General features: G+C 40.4%; 23 protein-coding genes. 13 read left to right on the top strand and 10 right to left on the bottom strand.

The window, feature by feature from the left end:
- On the top strand, positions 1-1,465 hold a 1,465-nt coding region (nadB, locus tag CWB76_RS17605), incomplete at its 5' end, for an L-aspartate oxidase (RefSeq protein WP_138609340.1).
- Here nadB and CWB76_RS17600 read toward each other — a convergent pair.
- Both CWB76_RS17600 and CWB76_RS17595 read right to left on the bottom strand, forming a co-directional pair.
- Positions 1,437-1,769, bottom strand: a complete 333-nt coding sequence (locus CWB76_RS17600) for a hypothetical protein (protein WP_249363192.1) — start codon at positions 1,767-1,769, stop codon at positions 1,437-1,439. The two genes, nadB and CWB76_RS17600, sit on opposite strands and share 29 nt — an antisense overlap.
- An 82-nt stretch (positions 1,770-1,851) precedes the next feature.
- Positions 1,852-2,103, bottom strand: a complete 252-nt coding sequence (locus CWB76_RS17595) for an FAD assembly factor SdhE (protein WP_010387788.1) — start codon at positions 2,101-2,103, stop codon at positions 1,852-1,854.
- A 150-nt stretch (positions 2,104-2,253) separates the two neighbouring features.
- On the opposite strand from CWB76_RS17595, the gene ygfZ reads away from it, so the two are divergent.
- Complete coding sequence (ygfZ, locus tag CWB76_RS17590; RefSeq protein ID WP_138609338.1) at positions 2,254-3,165, top strand: CAF17-like 4Fe-4S cluster assembly/insertion protein YgfZ; 912 nt, start codon at positions 2,254-2,256, stop codon at positions 3,163-3,165.
- Positions 3,166-3,176: 11 nt separating this feature from the next.
- Entirely contained in the window at positions 3,177-3,662 is a 486-nt protein-coding gene (locus tag CWB76_RS17585; protein WP_008111743.1) for an FKBP-type peptidyl-prolyl cis-trans isomerase, read from the top strand.
- Between the two features lie 56 nt (positions 3,663-3,718).
- Here CWB76_RS17585 and CWB76_RS17580 read toward each other — a convergent pair whose 3' ends face one another.
- The 3 genes from CWB76_RS17580 to CWB76_RS17570 are packed head-to-tail and all read right to left on the bottom strand — an operon-like array spanning position 3,719 to position 5,411.
- Positions 3,719-4,204: a hypothetical protein gene (locus tag CWB76_RS17580; RefSeq protein ID WP_138609336.1), complete on the bottom strand. Its 486-nt coding sequence runs from the start codon at positions 4,202-4,204 to the stop codon at positions 3,719-3,721.
- 27 nt (positions 4,205-4,231) lie between these two features.
- On the bottom strand, positions 4,232-5,044 hold the full coding sequence (locus tag CWB76_RS17575; RefSeq protein ID WP_138609342.1) for a DUF481 domain-containing protein: 813 nt from the start codon (positions 5,042-5,044) through the stop codon (positions 4,232-4,234).
- 46 nt (positions 5,045-5,090) lie between these two features.
- Positions 5,091-5,411 carry an HI1450 family dsDNA-mimic protein gene (locus tag CWB76_RS17570; RefSeq protein ID WP_013465646.1) on the bottom strand — a complete coding sequence of 107 codons (321 nt, stop codon included), beginning with the start codon at positions 5,409-5,411 and terminating at the stop codon, positions 5,091-5,093.
- A 288-nt stretch (positions 5,412-5,699) separates the two neighbouring features.
- Here CWB76_RS17570 and CWB76_RS17565 point away from each other — a divergent pair, with 288 nt between their 5' ends.
- From CWB76_RS17565 to CWB76_RS17525, 9 genes are all read left to right on the top strand, one after another.
- Positions 5,700-6,491, top strand: coding sequence for a crotonase/enoyl-CoA hydratase family protein (locus tag CWB76_RS17565; protein ID WP_138609334.1), 792 nt, complete (start codon positions 5,700-5,702; stop codon positions 6,489-6,491).
- A gap of 71 nt (positions 6,492-6,562) precedes the next feature.
- A complete protein-coding gene (locus CWB76_RS17560) occupies positions 6,563-6,916 on the top strand; it encodes a CidA/LrgA family protein (RefSeq protein ID WP_138609333.1) in 354 nt (117 codons plus the stop codon).
- Positions 6,909-7,637: an LrgB family protein gene (locus CWB76_RS17555; RefSeq protein WP_138609331.1), complete on the top strand. Its 729-nt coding sequence runs from the start codon at positions 6,909-6,911 to the stop codon at positions 7,635-7,637. Before CWB76_RS17560 ends, CWB76_RS17555 begins: the two co-directional genes overlap by 8 nt.
- 37 nt (positions 7,638-7,674) lie before the next feature.
- Complete coding sequence (locus CWB76_RS17550) at positions 7,675-8,502, top strand: mechanosensitive ion channel family protein (protein WP_138609329.1); 828 nt, start codon at positions 7,675-7,677, stop codon at positions 8,500-8,502.
- A 62-nt stretch (positions 8,503-8,564) separates the two neighbouring features.
- Positions 8,565-11,819: an nSTAND1 domain-containing NTPase gene (locus tag CWB76_RS17545; RefSeq protein ID WP_138609327.1), complete on the top strand. Its 3,255-nt coding sequence runs from the start codon at positions 8,565-8,567 to the stop codon at positions 11,817-11,819.
- A gap of 22 nt (positions 11,820-11,841) precedes the next feature.
- The gene (locus CWB76_RS17540) at positions 11,842-12,225 is read left to right on the top strand and encodes a DP-EP family protein (RefSeq protein WP_138609325.1); all 384 of its coding nucleotides are present in this window, start codon (positions 11,842-11,844) and stop codon (positions 12,223-12,225) included.
- Between the two features lie 240 nt (positions 12,226-12,465).
- Positions 12,466-14,241 (top strand): S8 family peptidase, encoded by a 1,776-nt coding sequence (locus CWB76_RS17535; protein WP_138609323.1) that lies wholly within the window; start codon positions 12,466-12,468, stop codon positions 14,239-14,241.
- Between the two features lie 13 nt (positions 14,242-14,254).
- The gene (locus CWB76_RS17530; protein WP_138609321.1) at positions 14,255-14,692 is read left to right on the top strand and encodes a serine protease external chaperone; all 438 of its coding nucleotides are present in this window, start codon (positions 14,255-14,257) and stop codon (positions 14,690-14,692) included.
- A gap of 179 nt (positions 14,693-14,871) precedes the next feature.
- Positions 14,872-15,867, top strand: coding sequence for a GGDEF domain-containing protein (locus CWB76_RS17525; RefSeq protein ID WP_138609319.1), 996 nt, complete (start codon positions 14,872-14,874; stop codon positions 15,865-15,867).
- 78 nt (positions 15,868-15,945) lie between these two features.
- Here CWB76_RS17525 and CWB76_RS17520 read toward each other — a convergent pair whose 3' ends face one another.
- Together CWB76_RS17520 and CWB76_RS17515 are read right to left on the bottom strand one after the other, a co-directional pair.
- A complete protein-coding gene (locus tag CWB76_RS17520) occupies positions 15,946-17,298 on the bottom strand; it encodes a magnesium transporter (RefSeq protein WP_138609317.1) in 1,353 nt (450 codons plus the stop codon).
- 219 nt (positions 17,299-17,517) lie between these two features.
- Complete coding sequence (locus tag CWB76_RS17515) at positions 17,518-19,185, bottom strand: methyl-accepting chemotaxis protein (protein WP_138609315.1); 1,668 nt, start codon at positions 19,183-19,185, stop codon at positions 17,518-17,520.
- A gap of 404 nt (positions 19,186-19,589) precedes the next feature.
- Here CWB76_RS17515 and purU point away from each other — a divergent pair, with 404 nt between their 5' ends.
- On the top strand, positions 19,590-20,420 hold the full coding sequence (purU, locus tag CWB76_RS17510) for a formyltetrahydrofolate deformylase (RefSeq protein WP_138609313.1): 831 nt from the start codon (positions 19,590-19,592) through the stop codon (positions 20,418-20,420).
- Positions 20,421-20,495: 75 nt separating this feature from the next.
- On the opposite strand, the gene CWB76_RS17505 is transcribed toward purU, so the two are convergent.
- The 3 genes from CWB76_RS17505 to acs all read right to left on the bottom strand — a co-directional run bounded on the left by CWB76_RS17505 (position 20,496) and on the right by acs (position 24,944).
- Positions 20,496-22,103 (bottom strand): AbgT family transporter, encoded by a 1,608-nt coding sequence (locus CWB76_RS17505; RefSeq protein WP_138609311.1) that lies wholly within the window; start codon positions 22,101-22,103, stop codon positions 20,496-20,498.
- A 148-nt stretch (positions 22,104-22,251) separates the two neighbouring features.
- Positions 22,252-22,911: a response regulator transcription factor gene (locus tag CWB76_RS17500; RefSeq protein WP_138609309.1), complete on the bottom strand. Its 660-nt coding sequence runs from the start codon at positions 22,909-22,911 to the stop codon at positions 22,252-22,254.
- 92 nt (positions 22,912-23,003) lie between these two features.
- Positions 23,004-24,944, bottom strand: coding sequence for an acetate--CoA ligase (gene acs, locus CWB76_RS17495; protein WP_138609307.1), 1,941 nt, complete (start codon positions 24,942-24,944; stop codon positions 23,004-23,006).
- Positions 24,945-25,058: the final 114 nt, after the last annotated feature.

The following is a 25,058-nucleotide window of genomic DNA, read 5'->3' as shown; positions in this document are numbered from 1 at the left end:
CCAAGGCGGAATTGCCGCTGTTTTTGATAAAAAAAATGACAGTATAGAGTCTCACGTTGAAGATACCTTAGATGCAGGTGGCGGTTTGTGTGACAGAGAAGCTGTTCATTACACTGCCAGTAATGCACATGACTGCCTACAATGGTTGATTGACCAAGGCGTGCCTTTTGATATGGAATTTGATAGTAAAGGTAAAGAGCGCTTTCATTTAACCCGCGAAGGGGGTCATAGCCATCGACGCATTTTGCATGCCGCCGATGCCACTGGCAAAGCAGTGCAAACAACGCTGATTAGCCAAGTTCAAGCGCACAGCAATATCACCTTGTTAGAGCATTACAATGCGATTGATTTAATTACAGATAAAAATATCGGTAAAACGGGGTCACATGTTCACGGTATGCATGTGTGGAATAAAAAGGCCAAAAAAGTAGAAACCATTGGCGCAAAATTTGTTGCCCTAGCAACGGGTGGCGCAAGTAAAGTGTACCTTTACACCTCTAACCCTGATGTTTCTAGCGGTGATGGCATAGCAATGGCATGGCGTGCAGGGTGTCGCGTTGCTAATATGGAATTTAATCAATTTCATCCAACCAGTCTTTACCACCCGGAATTACAAAACTTTTTAATTACCGAAGCAATGCGTGGTGAAGGGGCCTATTTAAAACGTCCTGATGGCACTCGCTTTATGAAAGAGTTTGATGAACGAGAAGAACTCGCTCCTCGCGATATTGTAGCGCGCGCTATCGACTTTGAAATGAAACGCCTTGGCGCAAATTGCGTATATTTAGATATTAGCCATAAAGACAAAGATTTTATTATTGAACACTTCCCTACTATTTACGCTAAATGCTTGAGCGTAGGGCTTGATATAACCAAAGAAGCAATTCCGGTTGTTCCTGCGGCACATTACACCTGTGGTGGCGTAATGACCGACTTTAACGGCAAAACAGATTTAGCAAATTTATACGCTGTGGGTGAAGTAGCTTATACCGGCTTACATGGTGCTAACCGCATGGCAAGTAACTCATTATTAGAGTGCATTGTATTTGCCCATGCAGCAGCAAAAGACATTTTGAGTAAAATAGAGACTGCACCCGCGCTGGCTGATTTACCTAGTTGGGATGAAAGCCGTGTATCTAACTCAGATGAAGAAATCGTGATCACCCATAACTGGCACGAACTACGATTATTTATGTGGGATTATGTTGGGATTGTACGCTCAACTAAACGCCTTGAACGTGCGCTGCATCGTGTTGAACTGCTACAACAGGAAATACACGATTATTACGCAAACTTTAGAGTAAGCAATAACTTACTTGAGTTACGTAATTTGGTGCAAGTTGCCGAGCTTATAATTAGAAGCGCAATGGAACGTAAAGAAAGTCGTGGACTACACTTTACTATTGATTATCCAGAGCAAAATGAGAACCCAACGCCTACTGTTTTAGCTCCGCTGCGCGGTTAGCCGCATCAAGCGTTGCCCGTTTTAAGCGCGCATAGCTTTGCTTATCAACACTATTGGCTGAGATAATCAGCCAATAGTTTTTACTAAAGCCATTAATATACAGCCACACACTCTGACCAAGTAACCGGCTTTGTTTACTAATTGCCCCTTGAATTTGCCTGCCTGATCCTTCAAAACGAAATTGATTCGGCTCTAAGAGTATAATGCCTTGCTGTGGTTGAGCAGCCACGATTTTTCGCCAAACAATAATGTCAGCAAGTGTATTAAGTGCAATACAAAAAAGAGTTGCCACCACCGAGTTCATAAATAGGCACAACACTAAAGTCAGCACACAAAAAAAGACCACAATCGGTTTGTGGTCTGTTTTATTATCTGTAACGGTAAATCTATACACGAACTCGGTCTAAAATTAGCTGAACCATGCTGTTTAGCTCTGCGTCTTTACATTCTTCATGGCCCATAAACCAAGCGAATAAATCTGGGTCTTCTTGCGTTAATAGACGCTGAAAAATCGCTTGCTGTTTAGCATCTAACGAATCATAAGCTTCTTCAACAAACGGCATAAACAAAACATCTAGCTCTAACATGCCACGGCGACAAGCCCAACGGATACGTGCTTTACTATGTATTTCAACCATTTTAAACCTCATATTTAATTAACTCGAGTTTACCAAATACGCGTTAATTTAACAGCACTAAGTTATAAAAACATCGTCTGTTAGTCGCTGTACCATACGCTTTAACTACGTTATTATGTGGCCTCATTTGTTATTGCAAAGAAGGTGTTTATGTCTCAGGTTTATGCATGTCCTTTATCACATCAGGTTATTAGCCTCTCAGGCGCAGATAAATTATCGTACCTACACGGACAAATCACTCAAGATCTAAATAAACTTAACAACGATAACTTTTTGTGGGCAGGTCACTGTAGTGCAAAAGGTAAGTTATGGGGTGTATTTAAGCTATTTTCTTATCAACAAAGTTACTTTTTAACAGGCTCAAGTGCAGAAGTAGAACGCTCTCTTGCTGAATTAAAAAAATATGCTGTATTTGCAAAAGTTGAAATTAATAAAGCCTCAGAGCGATTAATTGGTTTACTTGGTGATGACCTAACAGGCTTACTCACACAACTCGACATTCACTTTAGCGATAACGCCACGGCTTGTGACTTCGCTCACGGTAAAGCTCTTAAGCTTGGATCAAACCGCATTTTACTGATGGTTAATAGCCAATTTTGCCTACCTGACGATGTGTCGACCCTCGATGACGATGCCCTATGGCAGCAAGCATCTATACTTGCTGGTGAACCGCAATTAAGTGTTGATGCGATTGATGAATACGTACCGCAAATGGTTAACCTGCAAGCCATTAACGGCATTAGTTTTAAAAAGGGTTGCTACACAGGCCAAGAAACCGTTGCACGTATGAAGTATCTGGGCAAAAACAAACGTGCCATGTATATCGTCTCTGGGCAAAGCGAAGGACAACTTGATGAGCCTGATATTGAAACCCAATTAGGTGAAAACTGGCGCCGCGCAGGTAAACTTATTGCGCAAAGCTATAATGAACAAACACAGACTTTAACTGGTTTGGTCGTGTTGCCAAACGATACTGATATCGATCAGACTCTTCGTGCAAAACACACCCCTTCGGTAGAGCTAAACATTCTGCCTCTACCTTACTCTCTTGAAGATGAATAATAGGAATGACTATGATCGTTGCAGCAAATAAAGTGGTAAAAATGCATTACTCTGTTTTAGATAATGACGGCAATACCATTGATAACTCATTTGGCGGTGAGCCATTAATTTTTATCGTTGGTACAGGCTACCTGATCTCAGGGCTTGAAAACGCGCTGCAAGGCAAGCAAGCTGGCGATACACTAAGCGTAAAAGTGGAGCCTGAAGAAGGTTACGGTGAGCGTCATGATCACTTAATGCAAGCCGTACCAAAATCAATGTTTGAAGGTATGGAAATTGAAGTGGGCATGCAATTTCGTGCAACCACCGATGACGGCGACCAATCAGTAATGATCATCGACATTCAAGACGAAGAAGTGATTGTTGATGGTAATAACCCACTTGCCGGTATTACACTTAACTTTGATGTAGAAATTTTAGAAGTACGCGATGCAACAGCCGAAGAGCTTGAGCATGGCCACGTACATGGCGAAGGCGGTTGTGGTCACGAGCACTAAAACCCGCTGAGTAAAATTGCTATAAGTTTATAAAAAAAGCGCCTTAGGCGCTTTTTTTATAGCATATTATTTTGTGTTCGTAATTTGGCTTGAGGCTCTGCTGCTGGCATTTCAACAGGGATTATTTTATCTTCAAGCGCAGCAACTAATCCAGCTTGATCATTCGTGCCTAAGCGATACTGAGTGCCATCTTTAAGCGTTAATTGCACCGCACTAAAGCCTGATACCGAATAAATCCACCCATCGTGTGTAATGCGAATACCAATACCATGGCGGTATGAATTTTGTACTGCTTTTACATCAACTATGTCTTCTAATGCTAACTTTTGGCCAGCAACACCAGGGCCAAATGTCCAGCTAATATGGGTTTCATCAACTTTAATGGTTAAACCGTGGAACAAAAAGCCCACCAGCACTAAAATACCAGCAAATACGATTAACGGGGCATCGGCACCAATTAAGTTCCATGCAAGCGCAACAAAACCGCTGATCCACGCTAATACTACAAATATAAATACCGCATACTGCTTATGCTGATACATAACACTCTCTATTAAAAAGTTAAAAAATTAAAAACTGTACACTAAGGTTGCACTGAGCTCTGAATCGTATTTAAGTTTATCTTCTTCAGGCTTAGAATTATAACGATACATATAAGCAAACTTAAGCGATACCGCGCCAACCACTTGGCTAATTAATGCCGTTTCTGACTTTAACCGAGAGTTAAGCCCAGACAAAGACTGTTCTATACTGATATCTTGATTAAATCGGGTACGCTTAGATACTAACCTCTCCCACTGCATTGCAATACGAAGTAAATAACCCATTTTGTCTTTATCGTCGTCAAGTGCTGTTGACTCATCATCAGCAACTGAGCGATATAAACCTGGGCCAATGTCTATATCTACTTTATTTTTAACCCCTTGATAAACACGTGCACCATAACCGGTTGCTATCGTACTTTTAAAATCAAGACCGCTAAATTGATCTTCCTCATAATCCCCGTAAATAAAGAACGACGAGTTTTTAACCCCTACTTTATAGTTACCTTGTGCAGAAACAAAAACCCGATTAGCAGTCACATCCGACTCGCCCGTTTCTTCGTTTTCATCACGTTTGTACAAGGAGTCTATTTTGAATTGATTTCGCCAGTTTTCAAAATCTTGATAAAGATTCCCTTTAAGCTTAAAACTGGTGGAATTAGTGTTACCTTTACTTAAAATAAAACCAAATTCGGTATCGCCGTACAACACTTCGCCTTTGTGTAACTCATGAATTTCTTCATCTGAGAGTTCCCCATATTGATGAAAATCTTCAAAAGGATCAACTGCCCAGCTAAAGCAGCTAAATAATAAAAGCAGTAATACAAAGAAGCATCGCAAAATACGTTCTCTTGCAAATGGCAATAACAAAAAAGCAAAGAGATGGTTATTCACTTTCTTTCCACAAAATATGACAAAAAGGCGCGTCTTTATCACGGCTAATTAGAATTTTCGCAAATAGTACGTCTTCGTTATCAAACTCAAGGCCCACTAATACTTGAATAAAATGCTCAGGTTCAATTTCTAGGGCAACAAAGTCTTGCCACTGTTCATCGGGCTCATCTTCTTCAATAAAGCCTAGTTCTTCACGGTGTAGGTTAAATTCTTCAACATCTTTGTCGCTTAAATTATTGGGAGCCAGTTCTAAAAAAATATCATAAGCTTGATGAGTTGCTTCTTCTACCGTAAATAAACGTGGACCTGACATGAATGGTTAACCTCTGAGCTTTTAAGTGGTAATCATAATATCAAAAGTTGCTAGGGTTTTGATAAAAAAAACACGTTAATTACTGACTTTTTTATTTATTCCTAATACTTATAGATATTATTAAATTGGTTAGCACACGGGTCTGTTGACCTTGGAAGATTAAATAGCCATCAAAGATAGCTAGCCCCACGTGTATTAAAAAATTCAGTTCGTTTTTATTCACCTTCACCCACTTTACTTAACATCAATAAAAACATAAGCTCAAACAACAGGTCAGAGGAGTGAACAATGATAAAATTAGAAAAAAAACAGGGTATCGCTACCGTCACATTACATCGCGTAGAAAAACAAAATGCCTTAAGTTTTGCTATGTTTGTTGAGCTTAACAAAGTGATTAAAAATATAAAAAAAGACGCCAGTATTCGTGCAGTTGTATTAACCGGTGAGGGCGAACACTTTTGTGCTGGGCTCGATATTAACGCGGTTATGGCCTCGCCATTCAATATCATAAAGCTCCTATTCAAATGGCTTCCTGGTAATCAAAACCTAGCGCAAAAAGTCGTACTGGGCTGGCAGTCATTGAGTGTGCCTGTAATTGCTAAAATTAACGGAAACTGTCTTGGTGGTGGCCTGCAAATAGCGCTTGGAGCTGATTACCGAATTGTTCATCACGATGCCAAGCTCGCCATTATGGAAGCGCGCTGGGGATTATGCCCCGACATGGGCGCTAATGTTATGCTTACAGGCTTAGTTAAACGCGACCAAGCACTTTGGCTAGCAAGTCATGCTGACCCCATTAGTGCTCAACATGCTTTTGAACTCGGTTTAGTAACAAAAACAACCGACGATACCGATAAAGCAACTAAAGAAATGCTTGATACATTACAAGCGCGTTCACCTGACACATTAGCAGCAATAAAACGTATAACTCAACAAAGCTATAAAGCCTCTGCTCGAAAAATACTCGCCAAAGAAACATGGAGTCAAATTCGCTTATTAATCAACCCTAATACTAAAAAAGCCATTGCTAAAGCAAAAGGTAAAACTGATATTGAGTTTGCAAACGCCAAACGCTGGTAATACTAAGGCACAATGCACAAAACAGCGTTATTTGTTAAAGTGATAATCCTCTATTTTATTGAGTCGTCGCCATGAAATACTTTTTAAGTAGCGCTATCATTTTGCTTTGCTTGGCAGCGAGCAAACTTATTATGCACTTTATTGATGCCAGTTTTCCTGCGCCACTGTTAGCAATGGTTATTTTACTGGTACTGCTTTTATCAGGTATTGTTAAAGAGCAGCATCTTACCCCGTGTGCCACTCCTATTTTAAATGTCATGCCTATTTTCTTTATTCCTGCAGGCGTTGGTTTTATTGAACACTTAGCACTTATAAAAACCCATTGGCCTTTCTTAACCGCCGTTATTTTATTAGTCCCCTTGAGTAGTTTAATTTTAGTGGCAAGCCTAGTAAGTTACTTTAAAGGTAAAACTAATAATGACTGATTTCAGTAGCGCCATTTTTAGCCTTGGCTGGCTAACTATTCCATTTATTATTATCCTTTTTATTGCACTAAGGGCTGTTAATCTTAAAATCAATCAGAGTATTTTAAAGTCATTAACCAACCCCGTTTTTTTAAGCATCGGCATTATTGCCTTACTACTCGTTAACCTTAAATTACCCTATTCACAATTTGCATCGCATAGTCGGTTGTTAACGTGGTTATTGGAGCCGGCCATAGTCGCTTTGGCCTTGCCGCTATATCAACAATTTATGCACGTACGTAAAAACTTTTTACTTATTTTAGTTGCCTGCAGTATTGGTATTATTAACGCCACACTGGTAGCTTTTGTATTAAGCGTTTTATTTGCTGTCCCCTCGCAACTGAGCGCCTCAGTTGCGGCACTTAGCGTTACTACACCTATTGCATTACTTGTCACCGATTCACTTGGCGGGATCAGCTCGCTGGCCGCTGCCATGGTAATTTTTATTGGTTTACTCGGCGCTTTATTTGGCATTTTATTATTAAAACTAATTAAAATATTTAACTTTGAGGCACAAGGAATCGCAATCGGTACCGCGTGCCATGCTATAGGCACCGCGGCTGCAATTGCCGAGCATCCAAAAATAGGGGCGTTTTCATCAGTAGCCATGGCATTGAGTGCGTTATTAACTGCTGTAATTGTGCCAATAATGTATCCAATTTTGGTTAACACTTTGTTATGATAAGCAGATAAAACACTATCGCTAAAATAGAGTCGACATGATCAGTTCTGAAATTCAGCAATTTGAAAAGTACTACGCCCTACTTACTGAATATTTAGTTACCTACAGTATGCAAATTGTCGGCGCTATTTTTATTCTACTGGTTGGCCTATGGGTAGCGAAAAAGCTCGCTGCAGGTGTTGCCAATTTGATGACGCGACATAACGTCGATATCACCTTAACTAACTTTGTTAGTAATGTCGTTAAAGTATTACTGATCATTATGGTGATCATAATTGCGCTTGGTAAAATTGGCATTAGTGTTACCCCGTTTGTTGCTGCAATAGGTGCCGCTTCTTTAGGTGCTGGCTTAGCCTTACAAGGCATGCTTTCTAATTATGGCGCTGGGCTTGCAATTATTGCCACGCGGCCATTTGTGGTAGGCGATACCATAGAAATAAAAGGCGTTAGCGGCCAAGTAAAACTCATTGAGCTGGGTCACACCGTATTAATTAATGAAGAAAAAGTAGAAATAACGATTCCCAATAAGCATATCGTTGGCGAAATCCTACATAACTCATTTAGCTACTCCTTAGTAAAAGGTGAAATAGACATAGCCTACAGCGCCTGTAGTGATACCGCGATTAACCTAATTGAAAACGCATTAGCTAATCACGAACTGGTTGCTAAACAACCCAATGCACAAGTTGGCATAGAACGCTTTGCTGATAGCGGCGTTACTATTAGCTATCGATACTGGGTTCCTACCACTAAAATTATTGAAACTAAGCTCGCTATTAACGCCAGCGTGTATAAAGCAATTAACAATGCCAATATAGAAATTCCGTTTCCACAGCGCATTGTTACACTTAATAAAAATAACTAGCACTACGAATATAACTAAAGCAAAAAGCTAAATGCACTTATAACTATAAAAATGAGCCAATTATGCATCAACCGCCCTTTTATTTAGGTGAATGGCAAATCACCCCTGCCAGTAACACCATTCAACGCGCTGAAGAACAAAAACAGCTAGAACCAAAAGCCATGGATGTGTTGCTGTACTTGTGTCAAAACCAAGCAGAGATTGTGAGTAGCGACGCGTTATTAACTCACTGCTGGGCAAACACAGAAACCGGCGATAACCCTCTGCATAAAACTATCACTCAACTTCGAAAAGCTCTGGGTGATAAAGCAAGCGCGCCGCAATACATAGAAACCATACGTAAACGTGGTTATAGGGTTATTGCAACGGTTGAGTTTCCATTAGCTGATGACCTCCCCAGCCAAGTTAACACATGGCAAGGCGGCTCTCCTTTTTTAGGTTTGAGTGCATATAACCCAACCGATACCCACTTATTTTTTGGTCGTAATCACGCCATCAGCAGGTTATTAGAGAGCGTATCAAACCAAGTAACATTGCAGCGCGCATTTTGTTTAATCCTTGGCCCTAGTGGCTCGGGTAAATCATCATTAGTTAATGCGGGTATATTGCCAAAGCTACTCGACGAGCGAGGCTATAACGGCATTAGAGTAATGTCGTACACCCAACTCGACTTTGCAGATGTAGCTCAAAATAGGCTGTATTTAGATCTCGCCTCAGCCATGCTCGATTGGGATATTAACGACATTCCAGTATTTACAGGGTTAAGCGCACAAACGCTGGCGCAGCAGCTAGAACATGACATAGACAATGTTATTAGCGGCTTAAAAAATACAATTGCATATACCCAAACAGCAGCAAAAACGCCGCAATTGTTTTTGTTTATAGACCGCTTAGAAGTGCTTCTCTCCTCACCGCTATTTAGTAACGACACCCGAAGTCATTTTTTATCTGTTATTGAGCGTTTAGCGACCTCTAAAGCGGTGATTGTATTTAGTGCCTGTCGTAACGATTTTTACCCTTTAGTGGTTGAGCAACCAAGTCTTATGGTGGGCAAGGCTCATGGCGCGCATTACGATTTAACCCCGCCAAATCGCCATGAACTACAACAAATTATTCGCTTGCCAGCGTTAACCGCTAATTTAACGTTTTCGCAAGACCCACACACTAAAACCCCGCTGGATGAAATACTCTGCGCCGATACCGCCAATAATCCAGATGCACTGCCCATGCTGCAATACACACTGCAAGAGCTGTATTTACAGCGCAGTGATAATAATGAGTTATTGCACAGTGTGTATGAAAAACTCGGCGGTATTGAGGGTGCCATTGGTAAAAAAGCCGAAGAAGTATTTATAGGGCTTTCTCAAGCGCAACAACAGCAACTAAAAAGCGTGTTATCGCAATTAGTAACGCTAAACCCAGATGGTAAAACCATTACGAGCCGCGCAGCCCGCTTGCAAGCATTAACCAACACCAGCCAAAAAGAACTGGTTCAAGCTATGGTCGATAGCCGCTTATTTGTATCGCATTTACAAAACCAAGAAGCCTACTTTAGCCTTGCCCACGAGGCATTATTACGCCAATGGCCACGTGCCAAACAGTGGATTAATGACCATAAAGATGCCCTTGCTATAAAAAGCCGCTTACACCACCACACGCAACAATGGCTTAATGAGCACAAAAGTAACGCCTATCTGTTAGCGCCGGGTAAACCATTGCAAGAGGCCGTTACCTTATTAAACGACAACATATTCGAACTAGACGGTGACGAACGCGCGCTTATAACCAGCTCTCTAAAACACAGTAAAGCAAAAACAACCATAAAACGCGGCACGGTTGCTCTGCTTTGTTTACTTACCTGTGTTGCCTTATTTATGAGTGTTACCAGCTTTCAAGCGCAGCAACTTGCACAGCAAAAACGCCAAGAGGCCGAAAGCTTACTAGGGTTTATGGTAGGTGATTTTGCCGACAAATTACGCAGCGTAAAGCGTATGGACTTACTTGATGGCATTAGTAATAAAGCACTTGAGTATTTTACCAATCAAGTCGAGGAACCAAGCTCGCTATTTAACTTTAGCAGTCAACAAGGCGAGTTTAAAAGTCGCTTTCAGTATGCACAAACCCTAGAAGCCATGGGGGAAGTGGCTTATTCCCGCGGGAAAACCATTGAGGCCTTCACCGCCTTTGAAAACGCCCGCATACGCCTTGAGTCACTATTAAAAGATAGCCCCAACAATCTTGAGTTATTAACCCTTGCGGGGGCCAATGCCTTTTGGCTCGGTCAGCTTCATTATGATAAAAGTGATTACGCCGCTGCTGAACCGCTCTTAAAAAAATATCATAATTATAGCGAAACCATGTATTCATTAGCTCCGAATGATTTTAACTCGATTATGGAGCTATCGTATTCACATAATTCACTGGGATCTTTATACATAGAGAAATCTGACTACAGCGCTGCAAAACAGCGCTTTACAAAATCACTCGCCCTTAAAAAGAAAGCCCTTGAGCTCAAACCTAATAACAAAAACTTACTGCGCGATAAAGCCGATACCATCAGTTGGCTGGCAAAAACAGAAGAGAAGTTAGGTGGCTTTAATACTACAATCGATATGTTAGAAAATGCATTAACAGTGGTAAAAGATATGACTGCTAACTACCCAAACGATGCAAGCCTTTTTTATATGTCAGCAAATATACACATGCAGCAAAGTTACTTACTTAGCTATTTAACCGATAAACGAATAGCCTATGAAAAAGCCCTCTTTGCAAATAGAATGATAAGAAAGGCTCTAGATCAAGATTCAAAAAGCAATGAGTTTCAACATCTGTATTTTCGCTCTTTAGCATACTTGTTAATGTTGTCAGATGACAAAAATCTTGACTTAAGAGTAGAAAAAACTATTAGCTTCTTAAAATTACAAAGTTTTAATAACATAAGCTCCATTAATACACAAATTAGTTTGATTCAATATTTTATAGATAGGCATATGCTCCACAAAGCCCAAACCTTATTAACTGCACTTGAGAGTAACAAAGACTATAAGCAGCAAATAGCTAAACAAATTAGGATTGAAGATAACTTAGTAACCACAAGAATAAATTTAATTAAAGCGAAATTAACGAAAAATAATGAACAGCGAAGTCTTTTTTGCTTAGATGCAATTAAAACCATTTCTGCAACAAAAAAAAGAAACCAAAGTATTAAAATCAGATACCCGTTAGTCCAAGCTTATACTTGCTTAAATCGCGCAAACGAAATCCCCAAAATAAAAACACGTCTAGTTAAGCTGGGCATTAACAACTTTCAACTATAACCATGAATACAAAGGAAATAATATGAATAATACTCAAGAGCAAATTCACTTTACTGTAAATATTGTACTAGACAATGACGGCGAAGCTAACTTTACATACTCTATAAATGGCAAAGAAGTGACAGGCGGCGGAGTTGTAAGAACCGAAACCGCGGGCGTTTATAGTTTAGATGAAGCCACAGTTGCTGAAGGCTTTTTATTCACCGACGCTACTATTACTGATGTCGATAAAGAAACATCTTGCGCCCAAGACTTCAGCTTTAAAGTAAGCGATAACGGCCGCACAATTACCATTATCGATACCGGTGAAAATCCAGGCACCGCCTGTTTAGTATTTAATGTTGAGTGCAATGGTAAAGCCTATGAAAGTGCCGATCCTCAAATCATCAATAAAAAAGAGAATTAATTAACAACACTTAATTATTAATTTTTAAATTGCACAGGACTGATTTATTCCTGTGCAATTTTTATAAGCCAAACACTTTAACGCTAACACATACCAAGCAGCATTATTAATAACCATCCTTTATTGCTAATCTATAATAAAAACCTCAACTTTCAATTGCTTAATAATTTAATATACGAAACAATCTAATAACAATTTGATTTATATATCAAAAACATAAAAATAAGGATTGTATTATTTATGTATATTAAAAAAACCCTGCTAAGTTGCTGCCTACTTGGTGCATTTAGCAGCCTCGCTGCGGATCACTTAACCAATAGCGACCCTCTTACACCTTACCAATGGCATTTAAATAACAGCGGCCACAATGGCCTTACTACAAACACGGTTACGGGCGAAGATTTAAATTTACTCAATACCGATATGCAAGGTATTAAAGGGGATGGCGTTACCGTTACCGTAATAGACAGCGGCATAGAACTAAGTCACCCTGATTTAGTTAATAATGCCATTACAGGCTCACTTAATTTGTTAACCGGCACTGCTACCCCAACCGATAACACAGGTCATGGTACAGCAGTGGCTGGCATTATCGCCGCACAAGAAAATAATAATATTGGCGGTCGTGGTGTTGCACCTAATGCAGACCTTGTTGGGTTTAATTATCTTGATGCGCAAACAATGAGTAGCTGGCTACAATCGCATGGTATGCCATTAACGGGCTCTGCAAACTCTCGCGTTTACAATCAAAGCTACAGCAGTAAGCCGGCATTATTTAAAAACGTTGATGCAGAAGAGCATACTCTTAGCCTGCAATTAAAAGAGCGCGTAATGCAGCAAGTAAGCTTAAACAGTAACAACGGCTTAGGTGCATTATTTGTAAAGTCAGCGGGTAACGCGTTTTATCAATACACTACTTTTTTTGGCGATACGCCATTTCAAGTATTTCCGTATGAGCAGCAACAACCATTTAATAACGCGGGCTTGCCATTTCATAACGCTAATTTAAGTACCGATAACGCTAGTTTTTGGAATATGCTGGTGTCGGCCTACAACGCAAACGGTAAATTAGCATCGTACTCTTCTGTTGGCGCTAATGTATTTTTAACCGCACCCGGTGGTGAAAACGCTCAAAGCCAAGCAGGTATTGTTACCACAGATATGAGTGGCTGCGCTGCCGGTTTTAATACCATTAACAGCACAATAGACATCCCCCTGCAAAACACCGGGTTAGATAGCCACTGCGATGCCACCGCTGCCATGTATGGCACTTCTGCAGCAGCTGCCAATACATCGGGTGCAATAGCGCTTGTTATGTCGGCTAACCCGCAACTTGATGCCAGAACCATTAAGCATATTCTCGCCACAACAGCACGTAAACTCGATGGCAGCAATGCCGGTGTTGATATTAATTTTACAGATGCAAATGGTGATGCAGTCAGCTACAACGCCATTCCTGGTTGGCAACAAAATGCGGCAGGATACAACGTTCATCCCTTTTATGGCTTAGGCGCAATTGATGTTGACGCTGCTGTTGCAATGGCTCAACAAACTACTGCGTTATTACCCACATTACAGGTATCTGATTGGCATACCGCTAACACAGAGCTAACAATACCCGATGCTAACGTAAATGGTGTGCAAGATACGCTAGCCATCACTGATAATCTAACCATTGAAGCTGTACAGTTAAAGCTATCGATTGATCATACTCGTATGCGTGACCTAGCCATTGAGCTTATTTCACCATCTGGAACTCGCAGTGTGCTATTAAGCCCGCGCACAGGGTTAATAAATGCCACCGGTACCCCCGTACAAAATGCCCTATTGTTGAGCCAGCATTTTTATGGTGAATCGGCGTCAGGGCAATGGCAAATTCGCTTAATTGATACCGACAATGGCACTAGCCAAACCCTACTTTACAATGAGCAGGCAGGCTTACTCAGCATAAACGACACGAATAATAATGTAGATGGCACGCTGCTATCTTGGTCTTTGCGTTTTTACGGCCACTAATAAAGGAATTTTTATGAAAACAACGATTGTTATGTTAGTACTCACTTTTATTGTAAGTACTCTTTCATTAGCGCAAGCACAAACTAAAAACACAGCTGTAAAGCCAGGCGCTGCAATTATAGCCAGCTTAACGAGCCAAACCAATAACGCAAATAGCTTACAGCTTGGGGATAGCATAACTGATAGCCAAAGCGGTAATGGCCTACAGCTGACCGGCGAAGTGTTACTGCAATTAACAACGCAAGCCAACTTTACCCAACTGGCAAGCCGTTATAACTTACAGCTAAAACACCGCGTAGGCGATATTGTTGTTGTAACCACAGCCACTAATAATATTCAGCAGCTAGTGCAACAATTAACGCAAGAACCGACAATAAAACAAGCAAGCTTTGACTTGCGTGAGCTAGGCTTAAGCGCCGATCCTCAAGTTAAAAATGAAAAAGAACTTTAATTAACAACGTTTAATCATTGATTTCCACCTTGCACAGGTTACTTAAAACCTGTGCAAGAATAATTTTTATCATTAAATATCAAATAGTTAAAATAAGAAGGTTACCGAAAGGTTTAATTGCACTTTTTTAAGTAAATTTGTAGACATCAAAAACGTCTGTACCATGCTAAGGCTAAAACGTGTCGAAACAAATTAACAATAAAGAGACTGCCGCAACTAATAACGATAAAGCATTGCCCTTCGATAGCGCTTTATTATCCCCTTTTTCGCATACTCAATTTGATGCATTAATTGAATTATTTAATGGCACCGCCGAAGGTATTTTTGTACTGAATGAACATGGAGGTTTTGAGTTTGCAAATCCAAAGGCAGCACAGCTATTAGGTTACTCTCAGCAGTCGCTGATAGGCGAAAATTTACTGTCGTTTTTACACGGTGCAGACCTTGATAAATATAAACAGACCTTATTAAATTGGATTGGTATTAAGGACACCCCTCTTAGCATTGGCCCAAATGAAGTTGCTATAAACAAAGCCAATGGCGATGTGATTGAAGCTGACTTATCAATATCAAGCATGCCAAAAAGTCTCGCATCGGCGCAAAAGTTGTACGTGTGTATACTTCACGATCTTAGTACTCATAAAGCCATGTATAACCGTTTAAAAATACAGGCCTCAACCGATCATTTAACTGGGCTTGCTAACCGCTTAGCTTTAGATGAGTCGTTAAAAAAGTACTGGCAAGAGAGTATTCAAAGCCAACAACCTTTAACCAGTATATTAATTGATGTTGACCACTTTAAAAAATTCAACGATACCTATGGGCATATTAAAGGCGATAAATGCTTACAGAAAATAGCAAAAATGCTATTGCAGTGCATTCCATCTAGAGAGTGTTTAGCTGCTAGGTATGGCGGTGAAGAGTTTGCGATTATTTTACCCCGTTGCGATATAAAAACCGCCACGGTTGTGGCCAACCATATACAACAACAAATTGCACAAATGAGCTTTACCGACATAGGATTGCCGCCAGAGGTTAAAATTACGGTAAGCCAAGGAATTGCCTGTGAAAATAATAACCAGTACCGCACCTACGAGGCGCTATTGTATGCCGCAGACACGGCTTTATATCGAGCAAAAACAGAAGGTAGAAACAAAATAAGTACGATTGTTTAAAGCTTAAATTAAAGGCCTTTTCATGACGCTATATCTATATTAAACGCCACTTCATGGAGGTGGCGTTTAGCTTAAAAATTAGAGTAATAACAAACTACCTAACCCTAAAAAGGTCACAAAGCCGACAATATCAGTCACTGTGGTTAAAATAACTGAGCCTGATAATGCAGGGTCAATTTTCATTTTATCTAAAATAGACGGGATCACTACGCCCGCCAACGACGCAGCCACTAAATTAAGCAGTATTGCCACGGTAATGGTTATACTAAGCATAATATCGTTAAACCATAGATACGTTAGCAAACCAATCACTAAAGCCCATACCAAGCCATTTACCGCCCCTACACGCAGCTCTTTTTTAAGTAGAGCGTTACGGTTTGAGTCGGTAACCTGACCAAGCGCAAGACCGCGCACTATAACTGTTAAGGTTTGACTACCGGCTATTCCGCCCATTGATGCCACAACAGGCATTAATACCGCAAGTGCCACCACTTGTTCTATAGTGGCGCCAAATAAGCCTATAAACCATGAGGCTAAAAATGCGGTTGCTAAGTTGATACCTAACCAAATACCACGGTTTTTAGCACTTTTGCGAACACTAGCAAATAGGTCTTCGTCTTCACGTAAACCACCCGCTTTTGCTGTGGCTTCGTCAGCAATTTCTTGACGTAACTCGTAAGCTGATGCAATGGTTAAACGCCCTATTAGTTTGTTTTCGGCATTAACCACGGGCATGGCCATTTGCTCGCTGTGAATAACCACCTCGGCGGCTTCATATAAATCGTGGTCTGCGTGCAATGAGGTAAAGTCATGATTAGTTAAGGTGACTAAGCTTTGATTATCATGCGCTTTTATTAGGTCGTTAACTGCCACTTCACCAATTAAGCTGCCTTTGCGGCTCACTAAATAAATCACTTCGCTGTACTGCGGTAACCCTTTATGTAGCAGCTTTTTAGCGCCACCCGCAGTGAGCTTGTCTGACACCTTTAAAAAGTCAAAACCAATCCAGTGACCTAGTTGCTCAGGCGTATATTGTTGCGCCAGTTCGTATTGTTTAGTTTGCGCTTCATCAAGCTGCTTTTTTGCATAATCAGTAAAGCGCTGCGGGATCACTTCCTCTAATTCAAGCAGCTCTTCAACGTTAACTTCGTCTAATAATTTAAAACCGTCACTGTCATCTAGGGTTTGCAGTAACCATAAACAGCTATCTTCACTTAAGTTAACGAAAATTTCGTGTTGCGTGTCTTCATCTAATAAATGCCAAATTTCAAGGCGCTGCTCTTTAGGAATAGCTTCAAATAATAAAGATAAGTGTTCGGTTGATAAGGTTTGTTGAGCATCTATCAGTAATTTATTTTTACGCTCTGTGGTATCACACTGCAATAAGTCGTTTATGAGTTGTGGTAACTGATCAACCGGATACTCTATCATTTTAAAACCCTAAAATAGTCTTTCACTATAAATTTACTGTAATAAGTAAGCACTTATTAATAAGAATAGCTAATAGTGTACATTAGACACGACCAAAAATATTAAAAAATCTCTGTGTCGTTAGATATTTATAGCTGCTATCACCCACTCAACGCTAACCAATAAAAAAGCCGTAATAAATAATGTTACGGCTTAGTGTAGTTAGTATTTTAAATCGCGCTATATTTTAAATTGTCCTACTAAGTCACCCAAGTTTTCACCTCGCCCAGCTAGGTGCTTACTTACTGACGAAGTCGTTTTACTCGACTGTGTTAACTCATTAACTATTTCTTGAATCGCATACACATTGCGGTTAATTTCTTCTGTTACACTGCTTTGCTCTGTTGCTGCTGTAGCAATTTGCGTACTCATATCATTAATGGTGGTCACAGACGTGGTTACCGCACCTAAGCTTTCTGATATAGCGCGCGAAGACTCAACTGAACGATTACAGCTTTGTTGACTCGCATGCATAGCATCAACTGCTGCCGTCACTAAATTATGTAACTCGCTTAGCATTTCGTTAATTTCTAATGTGCTGTCTTGGGTTCTGCTTGCTAAGCTTCTAACTTCATCAGCTACCACCGCAAAACCACGACCTTGCTCACCTGCGCGTGCCGCTTCAATTGCCGCATTTAATGCTAATAAGTTTGTTTGTTCAGCAATACCACCAATTACACTCAATACGCTGTTAATTTTTTTAGATTGCTCACTTAACGAATTAACCTGCTCTGCAGCTTGATTAATTTCGCCCATTAAACTTGATACTTCGCTCAGTGAAACATCCACACAATCTTGCGCGTTGGCCACTTCTTTTGTTGCTGCCTGCGTTGACACTGCAACTTGTGTGGTATTTTGCGCAACTTCATGGGATGTTGCCGACATTTCAGTAATCGCCGTTGCCACTAAATCGGTTTCATGGTTATGCTTTAATAGTTTGTCTTCTATGAGTAATGTTTGTGTATTAATATCTGAAGAGGCTGTTTTAACGTCACTTGTTACATCAACCACACCGGCAATAATGCTGTGTAGCTTGCTCACAAATACATTGAAAGATTCACCTAACTGACCAATTTCATCATGGGTATCTATTTCTAAGCGTCGGGTTAAATCTCCCTCCCCTTTGGCAATATCATCTAAGCTTTGCACCATACGTTTAATTGGTTTTAGCATATTGTTAGAAGCGTACAACGCACCTGCTGCAGCTAAACCAAGAAGCAGAAGTGATATTAAAACCAAAGTGGTCATTTTTTCGCTTAAATGGCGCTCCATGGTTGCTTGATACTTTACCAGTTCGGCTTCAATATCATCCATATATGTGCCAGTACCTATCATCCAATTAGTACCTGGGATCATGGCTGCATAACCAATTTTTTCGACTAAGCCGGTGGTGTTGGGCTTTTGAAAATGATAGGTGAACGAGCCACCGCCTTTTTGCGCTTGCTCAAGTAAGCCAACCACTATTTTTTTACCGTTTGGGTCGGTCATGCCTATTTTATTTTGACCTTCTATTGCATCACCCAATAAGGCATGAAAAACACTAATACCGTTGGTATCATAGATAAAGTAGTAACCATCTTCACCAAAGGTTAAATCTCTCAACGCATCTTTAGCGTCTTGCTCATTTCCTTGTGCTAATTGGTATTGCACTACTTTAGAGCCGATTTCTATTTCTGTTCTTAGCAAAGTTTGTTTATCAGCAATTAATTTAGTTTTAAACTCATTAAAGTTTTGCTGTTGATTTTGCATCTCTAAATAATAAGAACCTGCCATAAAACTGATTAGTAATACAATCAATGGTGAAACAGCCAACAGTAGCAATTTGTTTTTTAAGCTTAAATTACCCATTATTTCTCCAATTAACATTATTAGCCATTAAGCTTTTACTTTTCATTAGCTTAACAACTACGTTTCCATTGTTTATATTACTGACAACAACGCCACAATTGTATACAAATTAAGCACAAATGGCGTTATTTCGCAATTTAATATACTCGTATGTTAGTAAAACACATTAAAAGCCACTTTATAATTAGACAATGGTATACAGCTAGTAATAAATAACTGATTTATCTCATTATTACAAACCCTACTAGTACACATTTTATTAAATTTACTTAAAGCTAAATTAACCTGAATAACGCTATTTTAGCTTTAATATAAATTAAACATTGGGTATCAAACAAAGGTCTTGCTTTCTGAGTTAAAACGCAAATAATGAAACAACTAACCACTGGGTAAGAATGAGGAAAATGAGTTATATACTAACCACCCAATGCGCAGACGATATAGGCTTAATCGCCAAAATTACCGGACTGTGTAATGAGCATAATTTAAATATTATTCGTAATAATGAATTTGTTGATAAAGATGCACAGCGCTTTTTTATGCGCACAGAGCTTACTGGCGAACCACATGCTGAGTTTTTGTCACAACTGCGCGGCGTATTACCAGCTGGCGCAAAAGTGGCACTGCACGGTGAAGAAAAAACCAAAGTGGTACTATTAGCCACAAAAGAAGCTCATTGTTTGGGCGGCATGTTACTTAAGCAATTTGAACAAGCCTTAAACATTGAGATACTCGCCGTTATCGCCAACTACCCTACTCTAGAGCCTCTAGTGAAAGGGTTTGATGTTCCTTTTCATGTGGTTTCTCATGAAGGACTTACGCGCAGTCAGCATGACGAAAAAGTCGGTGACTTAATTGCCAGCTATAACCCTGACATTATTGGCCTAGCTAAATACATGCGTATTTTGAGCCCTGAATTTGTGGGTCGTTTTGAGGGTAAAATCATTAATATTCATCACTCATTTTTACCTGCTTTTATTGGTGCAAAGCCGTATCATCAGGCGTTTGAACGTGGTGTAAAAATTATTGGTGCCACAGCTCACTTTGTTAATAATGAGCTAGACGAAGGCCCTATTATTTTACAAGACGTGTCGAGTGTGACCCATGCGAATACAGCTGAGATGATGGCTAAAATGGGTAAAGATGTAGAGAAAACGGTGTTTTGTAAAGCACTGCAACTGGCATCAGAACATAAGCTGTTTATTAATGGCAATAAAACCGTCGTATTTTCATAATTAGTTTTATATCAAAATTAAAAATGCCAGCGACTAAGCTGGCATTTTTATAAGTAAATATTAAAACTTACTTAATTAGGGTGTGTAATAAGTTGGTGCCCCAGGACCTACTGGCATACCTAAAACAAATACCCATAAATAAAACAGTACCACCCAGCCAACAAAGAAAATTAAGCTGTATGGCAACATAGTGGCTACCAAAGTACCTATTCCCATGTCTTTTTTGTATTTAGTGGCAACCGCGAGAATTAAACCAAAGTAACTCATCATCGGGGTAATTAAGTTAGTTACTGAATCACCAATACGATAAGCCGCTTGAATTGTCTCGGGTGCATAACCTATAAGCATTAGCATAGGAACAAAGATAGGCGCTGTTACTGCCCACTGCGCTGACGATGAGCCTAAAGTTAAGTTAACTAAAGCACACATTAAAATAAACAGTACAAATACTTCCGGCCCAGTTAAGCTAAGTGCCTGTAGTAATGCGGCACCATTAATCGCTAAAATTGTGCCTAAGTTAGTCCATTTAAAAAATGCCACAAACTGTGCAGCAAAAAACACCAATACAATGTACATGCCCATAGAGCTCATACTTTTGCTCATGGCATTGATCACGTCTTTATCATTTTTCATGGTGCCAACCACACGACCATACACAAAACCCGGAATACCAAAGGTGACAAAAATAAAAACAACAATCCCTTTTAAAAACGGAGAGTGAGCAACTAGACCTGTTTCAGGGTTACGTAAAATACCGTCTGCTGGAACAATAGTCCAAGCGAGTAACAACGAAACAACAAGTAATGAAACTCCAGCCCATTTTAAACCTGATTTTTCTTTGTCAGTTAAACCGGCAATATTATTTTGAGCTAAATCTTCGCTGGCTTCATCTGGGTTATATTTACCTAAACGTGGCTCAACAATTTTCTCAGTAACAAGCGTACCCAAAACAGCAATTAGCAACACTGAAATCATCATAAAATACCAGTTTGCTTCAGCGCCTACTTGGTAAGTTGGGTCAATCATTTGTGCTGCAGGCGTCGTAATACCTGCTAGTAACGGATCGATAGTACCAAGTAATAAGTTAGCGCTATAGCCGCCCGATACACCAGCAAACGCGGCAGCAAGACCTGCAAGCGGATGACGACCTAAGCTATGAAATATCATTGCCGCTAGGGGGATCAATACTACATAACCCAGTTCAGATGCTGTGTTCGATAAAATAGCAGCGAATACCACCATAAAAGTTACTAAGCGTTTAGATGCGCCCATAACCATGCCACGCATTGCTGCTGACAATAGTCCTGAATGTTCGGCAACACTTACACCTAATAACGCCACTAATACCGTGCCTAATGGGGCAAAGCTGGTAAAGTTAGTAACTAAGCCCGTTACAATACGCTGTAAGCCCTCAGCACTGAGTAGGCTAACCACTTCAATTACACCATCGGGATCGCGCCCGGCAGAACCCTCAGGGCGAGGATCGATAGCACTTAGTCCAAACCAATCGGCAACGCCACTAAATAAAATAATGGCAATACAAAACATCGCGAATAAGGTAATTGGATGGGGAAGCATGTTCCCTAAAAATTCTACCGTGGCTAAAAATCGATTAAACCAGCCGCCCTTTGCGACCTGATTTTCATCTTGGGATGTGTGTGGTGAGTCTATTGAGTCTGACATACCATGCTCTCTTAATTACAAAATGCCCGTAACCTAGCATTATTTTCTGAGCAGGTCATGTAATAAAGATGAATGACTTGTTATGTCATGGTAATAACTGAGGGGTTTGTTGTGATTGGATTGCAAAAAAGAGGCTCTCGCCTCTAATTTAGTCTGCTTGGGCTTGCTCTATCGGTTCTAGTTGTAGTTTTGCAGCAATTAAAACAGCTTGGGTACGGTTATAAACACCGAGTTTTCTAAATATGGCAGTAATGTGTGCTTTGACTGTGGCTTCTGAAATGTGGAGTTCGTAGGCTATTTGTTTATTCAGTAAACCTTCGTGCAAGTATTGTAATACGCGATATTGCTGTGGAGTAAGTGATGCCACTTGTGCCGCAATTTCTCTATCTGCGCCTTCGATTTCAGCCACTTTACTTTTTAGTTCAGTTGGCAGCCAAGTATCGCCTTCGAGTATTTGGTTAATTGCGTTGGCAATATCATCAGATGAAGATGATTTAGGAATAAACCCCATAGCGCCATAACCCATAACTTTCGAAACAATATTTACATCTTCACTACCCGAAACCACCGCAATAGGTAAGCTTGGGTAATCTTCACGTATACGGATCAAGCCGTATAAGTCACCGTTACCTGGCATGTGTAAATCTAGTAGTAATATATCAAGGTCTTCTTGTTCGCTTAACACCTGCAGTGTGCTGTCAAAATCTGCTGATTCGAAAACTTCTAAACCCGCAAACTTTGCACTCAAAGCGCCTTTTAGTGCTTCACGAAATAACGGATGATCGTCCGCTATTAAAAACTGACTCATTGTTCACTCCCAAAAATCCGGCCGCTATCCAATAGACAACAGCCGATATACTACGTTTAGAATCAACTTCTAATCAAGCTTTTAACGCGAAATTAACGATTTAATCGATTTTCTACTAACTCATCAACCACAGACGGATCCGCAAGCGTTGAAGTATCGCCCAGCTGTTGATGTTCATTTGCCGCGATTTTACGTAAAATACGACGCATAATTTTACCAGAACGTGTTTTTGGTAGACCTGGCGACCACTGAATCATATCCGGTGATGCTATTGGGCTTAGCTCTTTACGAACCCAATTACGGATATCTTTAGTTAGCTCATCACTCACCGTTACACCCTCGTTAGGAGTTATGTAAACGTAAATACCTTGGCCTTTAATATCGTGTGGGTAACCTACTACAGCCGCTTCAGCTACAGCTTCATGAGCAACTAAAGCACTCTCAATTTCAGCAGTACCTAAACGATGTCCTGATACATTGAGTACATCATCAACGCGTCCTGTGATCCAGTAATCACCGTCTTCATCGCGACGACAACCGTCACCGGTAAAGTACACACCAGGGTAAGCGCTAAAGTAGGTTTGTTCAAAGCGCTCGTGGTCGCCATACACGGTTCGCGCTTGCGAAGGCCAGCTATCTAAAATGACAAGGTTACCGTCAACCGCACCTTCTAATGTGTTGCCTTCAGCATCAAATAACGCCGGTGCAATGCCAAAGAATGGACGGGTTGCAGAGCCTGGTTTCATATCGGTTGCACCTGGTAATGGCGCAATCATGATGCCACCAGTTTCGGTTTGCCACCATGTATCTACAATAGGACAATTCGACTTACCAATTTTTTCATAATACCAAGTCCACGCTTCTGGGTTGATTGGCTCACCCACAGAACCTAAAATACGTAAGCTGTCACGATGTGAGCTGGCAATCGGCTCTTCGCCTTTAGCCATCAATGCGCGAATGGCAGTAGGTGCTGTGTATAAAATCGTTACGTTATGTTTATCAACCACTTCACCCATACGACCAGCTGTTGGGTAAGTCGGTACGCCTTCAAATACCACTTGCGTACACCCATTAACGAGCGGCCCGTATGCAATATAACTGTGACCTGTGATCCAGCCTACATCAGCACTACACCAAAAAATATCATCGTCTTTTAAATCAAAAATGTATTCGTGAGTCATAGATGAATACACTAAATAGCCACCAGTGGTGTGTACCACACCTTTAGGCTGACCTGTAGAACCTGAGGTATATAAAATAAACAGCGGGTCTTCAGCATTCATGTGTTCAGCTTCGCACTCTGGCGTTTGATCTGCAACTAAGTCATGCCACCAAATATCATGGTCGTGCCAATCAACATCGCCTGAAGTTAGTTTATGCACCACTACATGCTCAACAGTGGTGACAGAATCTTGTAATACGGCTTCATCTACATTAGCTTTTAGCGGCACACAGTTACCTGCACGTCGGCCTTCATCTGACGTGATCACCACTTTAGCACCCGAATCATTAATACGATCCGCAATAGCAGACGGTGAAAAGCCACCAAATATAACTGAATGAATAGCACCTATGCGGGCACAAGCTTGCATTGCGTATATCGCTTGTGGGCTCATTGGCATGTAAATGGCTACACGGTCACCTTTTTTAACACCTAATTTTTTTAAACCATTAGCAAATTTTGCCACTTCATCATGTAGCTGTTGATAGGTAATATTTTCGCTTTGAGAAGGATCATCACCTTCCCAAATTAACGCTACTTTATCTGCTTTTGTTTTTAAATGACGATCAATACAGTTATAAGAGGCATTAAGGTAGCCATCTTCATACCATTTAATACTGATATGGCCTTTATCAAATGAAGTGTTTTTTACTTTTGAATATGGAGTAAACCAGTCAAGACGCTTACCGTGCTCAGCCCAAAACCCTTCAGGGTCTTCAATAGACTGTTTATACATCGTATTATATTTTTCATTATCGACGAGCGCTGCGCTTTTTATATGTGCAGGAACTGGATAGATACTTTGTGACATATTAGTCTCCAATTTATATTACTTGCCTTAGGCTTTTCATCAAGGATTACTCAGCAGTGCACTATTAAATATTAGACATTAGTTGTATCTGGGTTCAAATAACTAGGGTCTGTT

The organism is Pseudoalteromonas sp. S1609 (assembly GCF_005887255.1).
Classification (GTDB): domain Bacteria; phylum Pseudomonadota; class Gammaproteobacteria; order Enterobacterales; family Alteromonadaceae; genus Pseudoalteromonas.
Note: the sequence above shows the minus strand (reverse complement) of the source record. Positions and strands in the feature narration are given on the sequence as shown.

Bases quoted from the DNA above. Each gene is read 5' to 3' on its own strand.
- CWB76_RS17600 (WP_249363192.1), bottom strand. From the start codon at position 1,769: ATGAACTCGGTGGTGGCAACTCTTTTTTGTATTGCACTTAATACACTT.
- CWB76_RS17595 (WP_010387788.1), bottom strand. From the start codon at position 2,103: ATGGTTGAAATACATAGTAAAGCACGTATCCGTTGGGCTTGTCGCCGT.
- ygfZ (WP_138609338.1), top strand. From the start codon at position 2,254: ATGTCTCAGGTTTATGCATGTCCTTTATCACATCAGGTTATTAGCCTC.
- CWB76_RS17585 (WP_008111743.1), top strand. From the start codon at position 3,177: ATGATCGTTGCAGCAAATAAAGTGGTAAAAATGCATTACTCTGTTTTA.
- CWB76_RS17580 (WP_138609336.1), bottom strand. From the start codon at position 4,204: ATGTATCAGCATAAGCAGTATGCGGTATTTATATTTGTAGTATTAGCG.
- CWB76_RS17570 (WP_013465646.1), bottom strand. From the start codon at position 5,411: ATGTCAGGTCCACGTTTATTTACGGTAGAAGAAGCAACTCATCAAGCT.
- CWB76_RS17565 (WP_138609334.1), top strand. From the start codon at position 5,700: ATGATAAAATTAGAAAAAAAACAGGGTATCGCTACCGTCACATTACAT.
- CWB76_RS17560 (WP_138609333.1), top strand. From the start codon at position 6,563: ATGAAATACTTTTTAAGTAGCGCTATCATTTTGCTTTGCTTGGCAGCG.
- CWB76_RS17555 (WP_138609331.1), top strand. From the start codon at position 6,909: ATGACTGATTTCAGTAGCGCCATTTTTAGCCTTGGCTGGCTAACTATT.
- CWB76_RS17550 (WP_138609329.1), top strand. From the start codon at position 7,675: ATGATCAGTTCTGAAATTCAGCAATTTGAAAAGTACTACGCCCTACTT.
- CWB76_RS17545 (WP_138609327.1), top strand. From the start codon at position 8,565: ATGCATCAACCGCCCTTTTATTTAGGTGAATGGCAAATCACCCCTGCC.
- CWB76_RS17540 (WP_138609325.1), top strand. From the start codon at position 11,842: ATGAATAATACTCAAGAGCAAATTCACTTTACTGTAAATATTGTACTA.
- CWB76_RS17535 (WP_138609323.1), top strand. From the start codon at position 12,466: ATGTATATTAAAAAAACCCTGCTAAGTTGCTGCCTACTTGGTGCATTT.
- CWB76_RS17530 (WP_138609321.1), top strand. From the start codon at position 14,255: ATGAAAACAACGATTGTTATGTTAGTACTCACTTTTATTGTAAGTACT.
- CWB76_RS17520 (WP_138609317.1), bottom strand. From the start codon at position 17,298: ATGATAGAGTATCCGGTTGATCAGTTACCACAACTCATAAACGACTTA.
- CWB76_RS17515 (WP_138609315.1), bottom strand. From the start codon at position 19,185: ATGGGTAATTTAAGCTTAAAAAACAAATTGCTACTGTTGGCTGTTTCA.
- purU (WP_138609313.1), top strand. From the start codon at position 19,590: ATGAGTTATATACTAACCACCCAATGCGCAGACGATATAGGCTTAATC.
- CWB76_RS17505 (WP_138609311.1), bottom strand. From the start codon at position 22,103: ATGTCAGACTCAATAGACTCACCACACACATCCCAAGATGAAAATCAG.
- CWB76_RS17500 (WP_138609309.1), bottom strand. From the start codon at position 22,911: ATGAGTCAGTTTTTAATAGCGGACGATCATCCGTTATTTCGTGAAGCA.
- acs (WP_138609307.1), bottom strand. From the start codon at position 24,944: ATGTCACAAAGTATCTATCCAGTTCCTGCACATATAAAAAGCGCAGCG.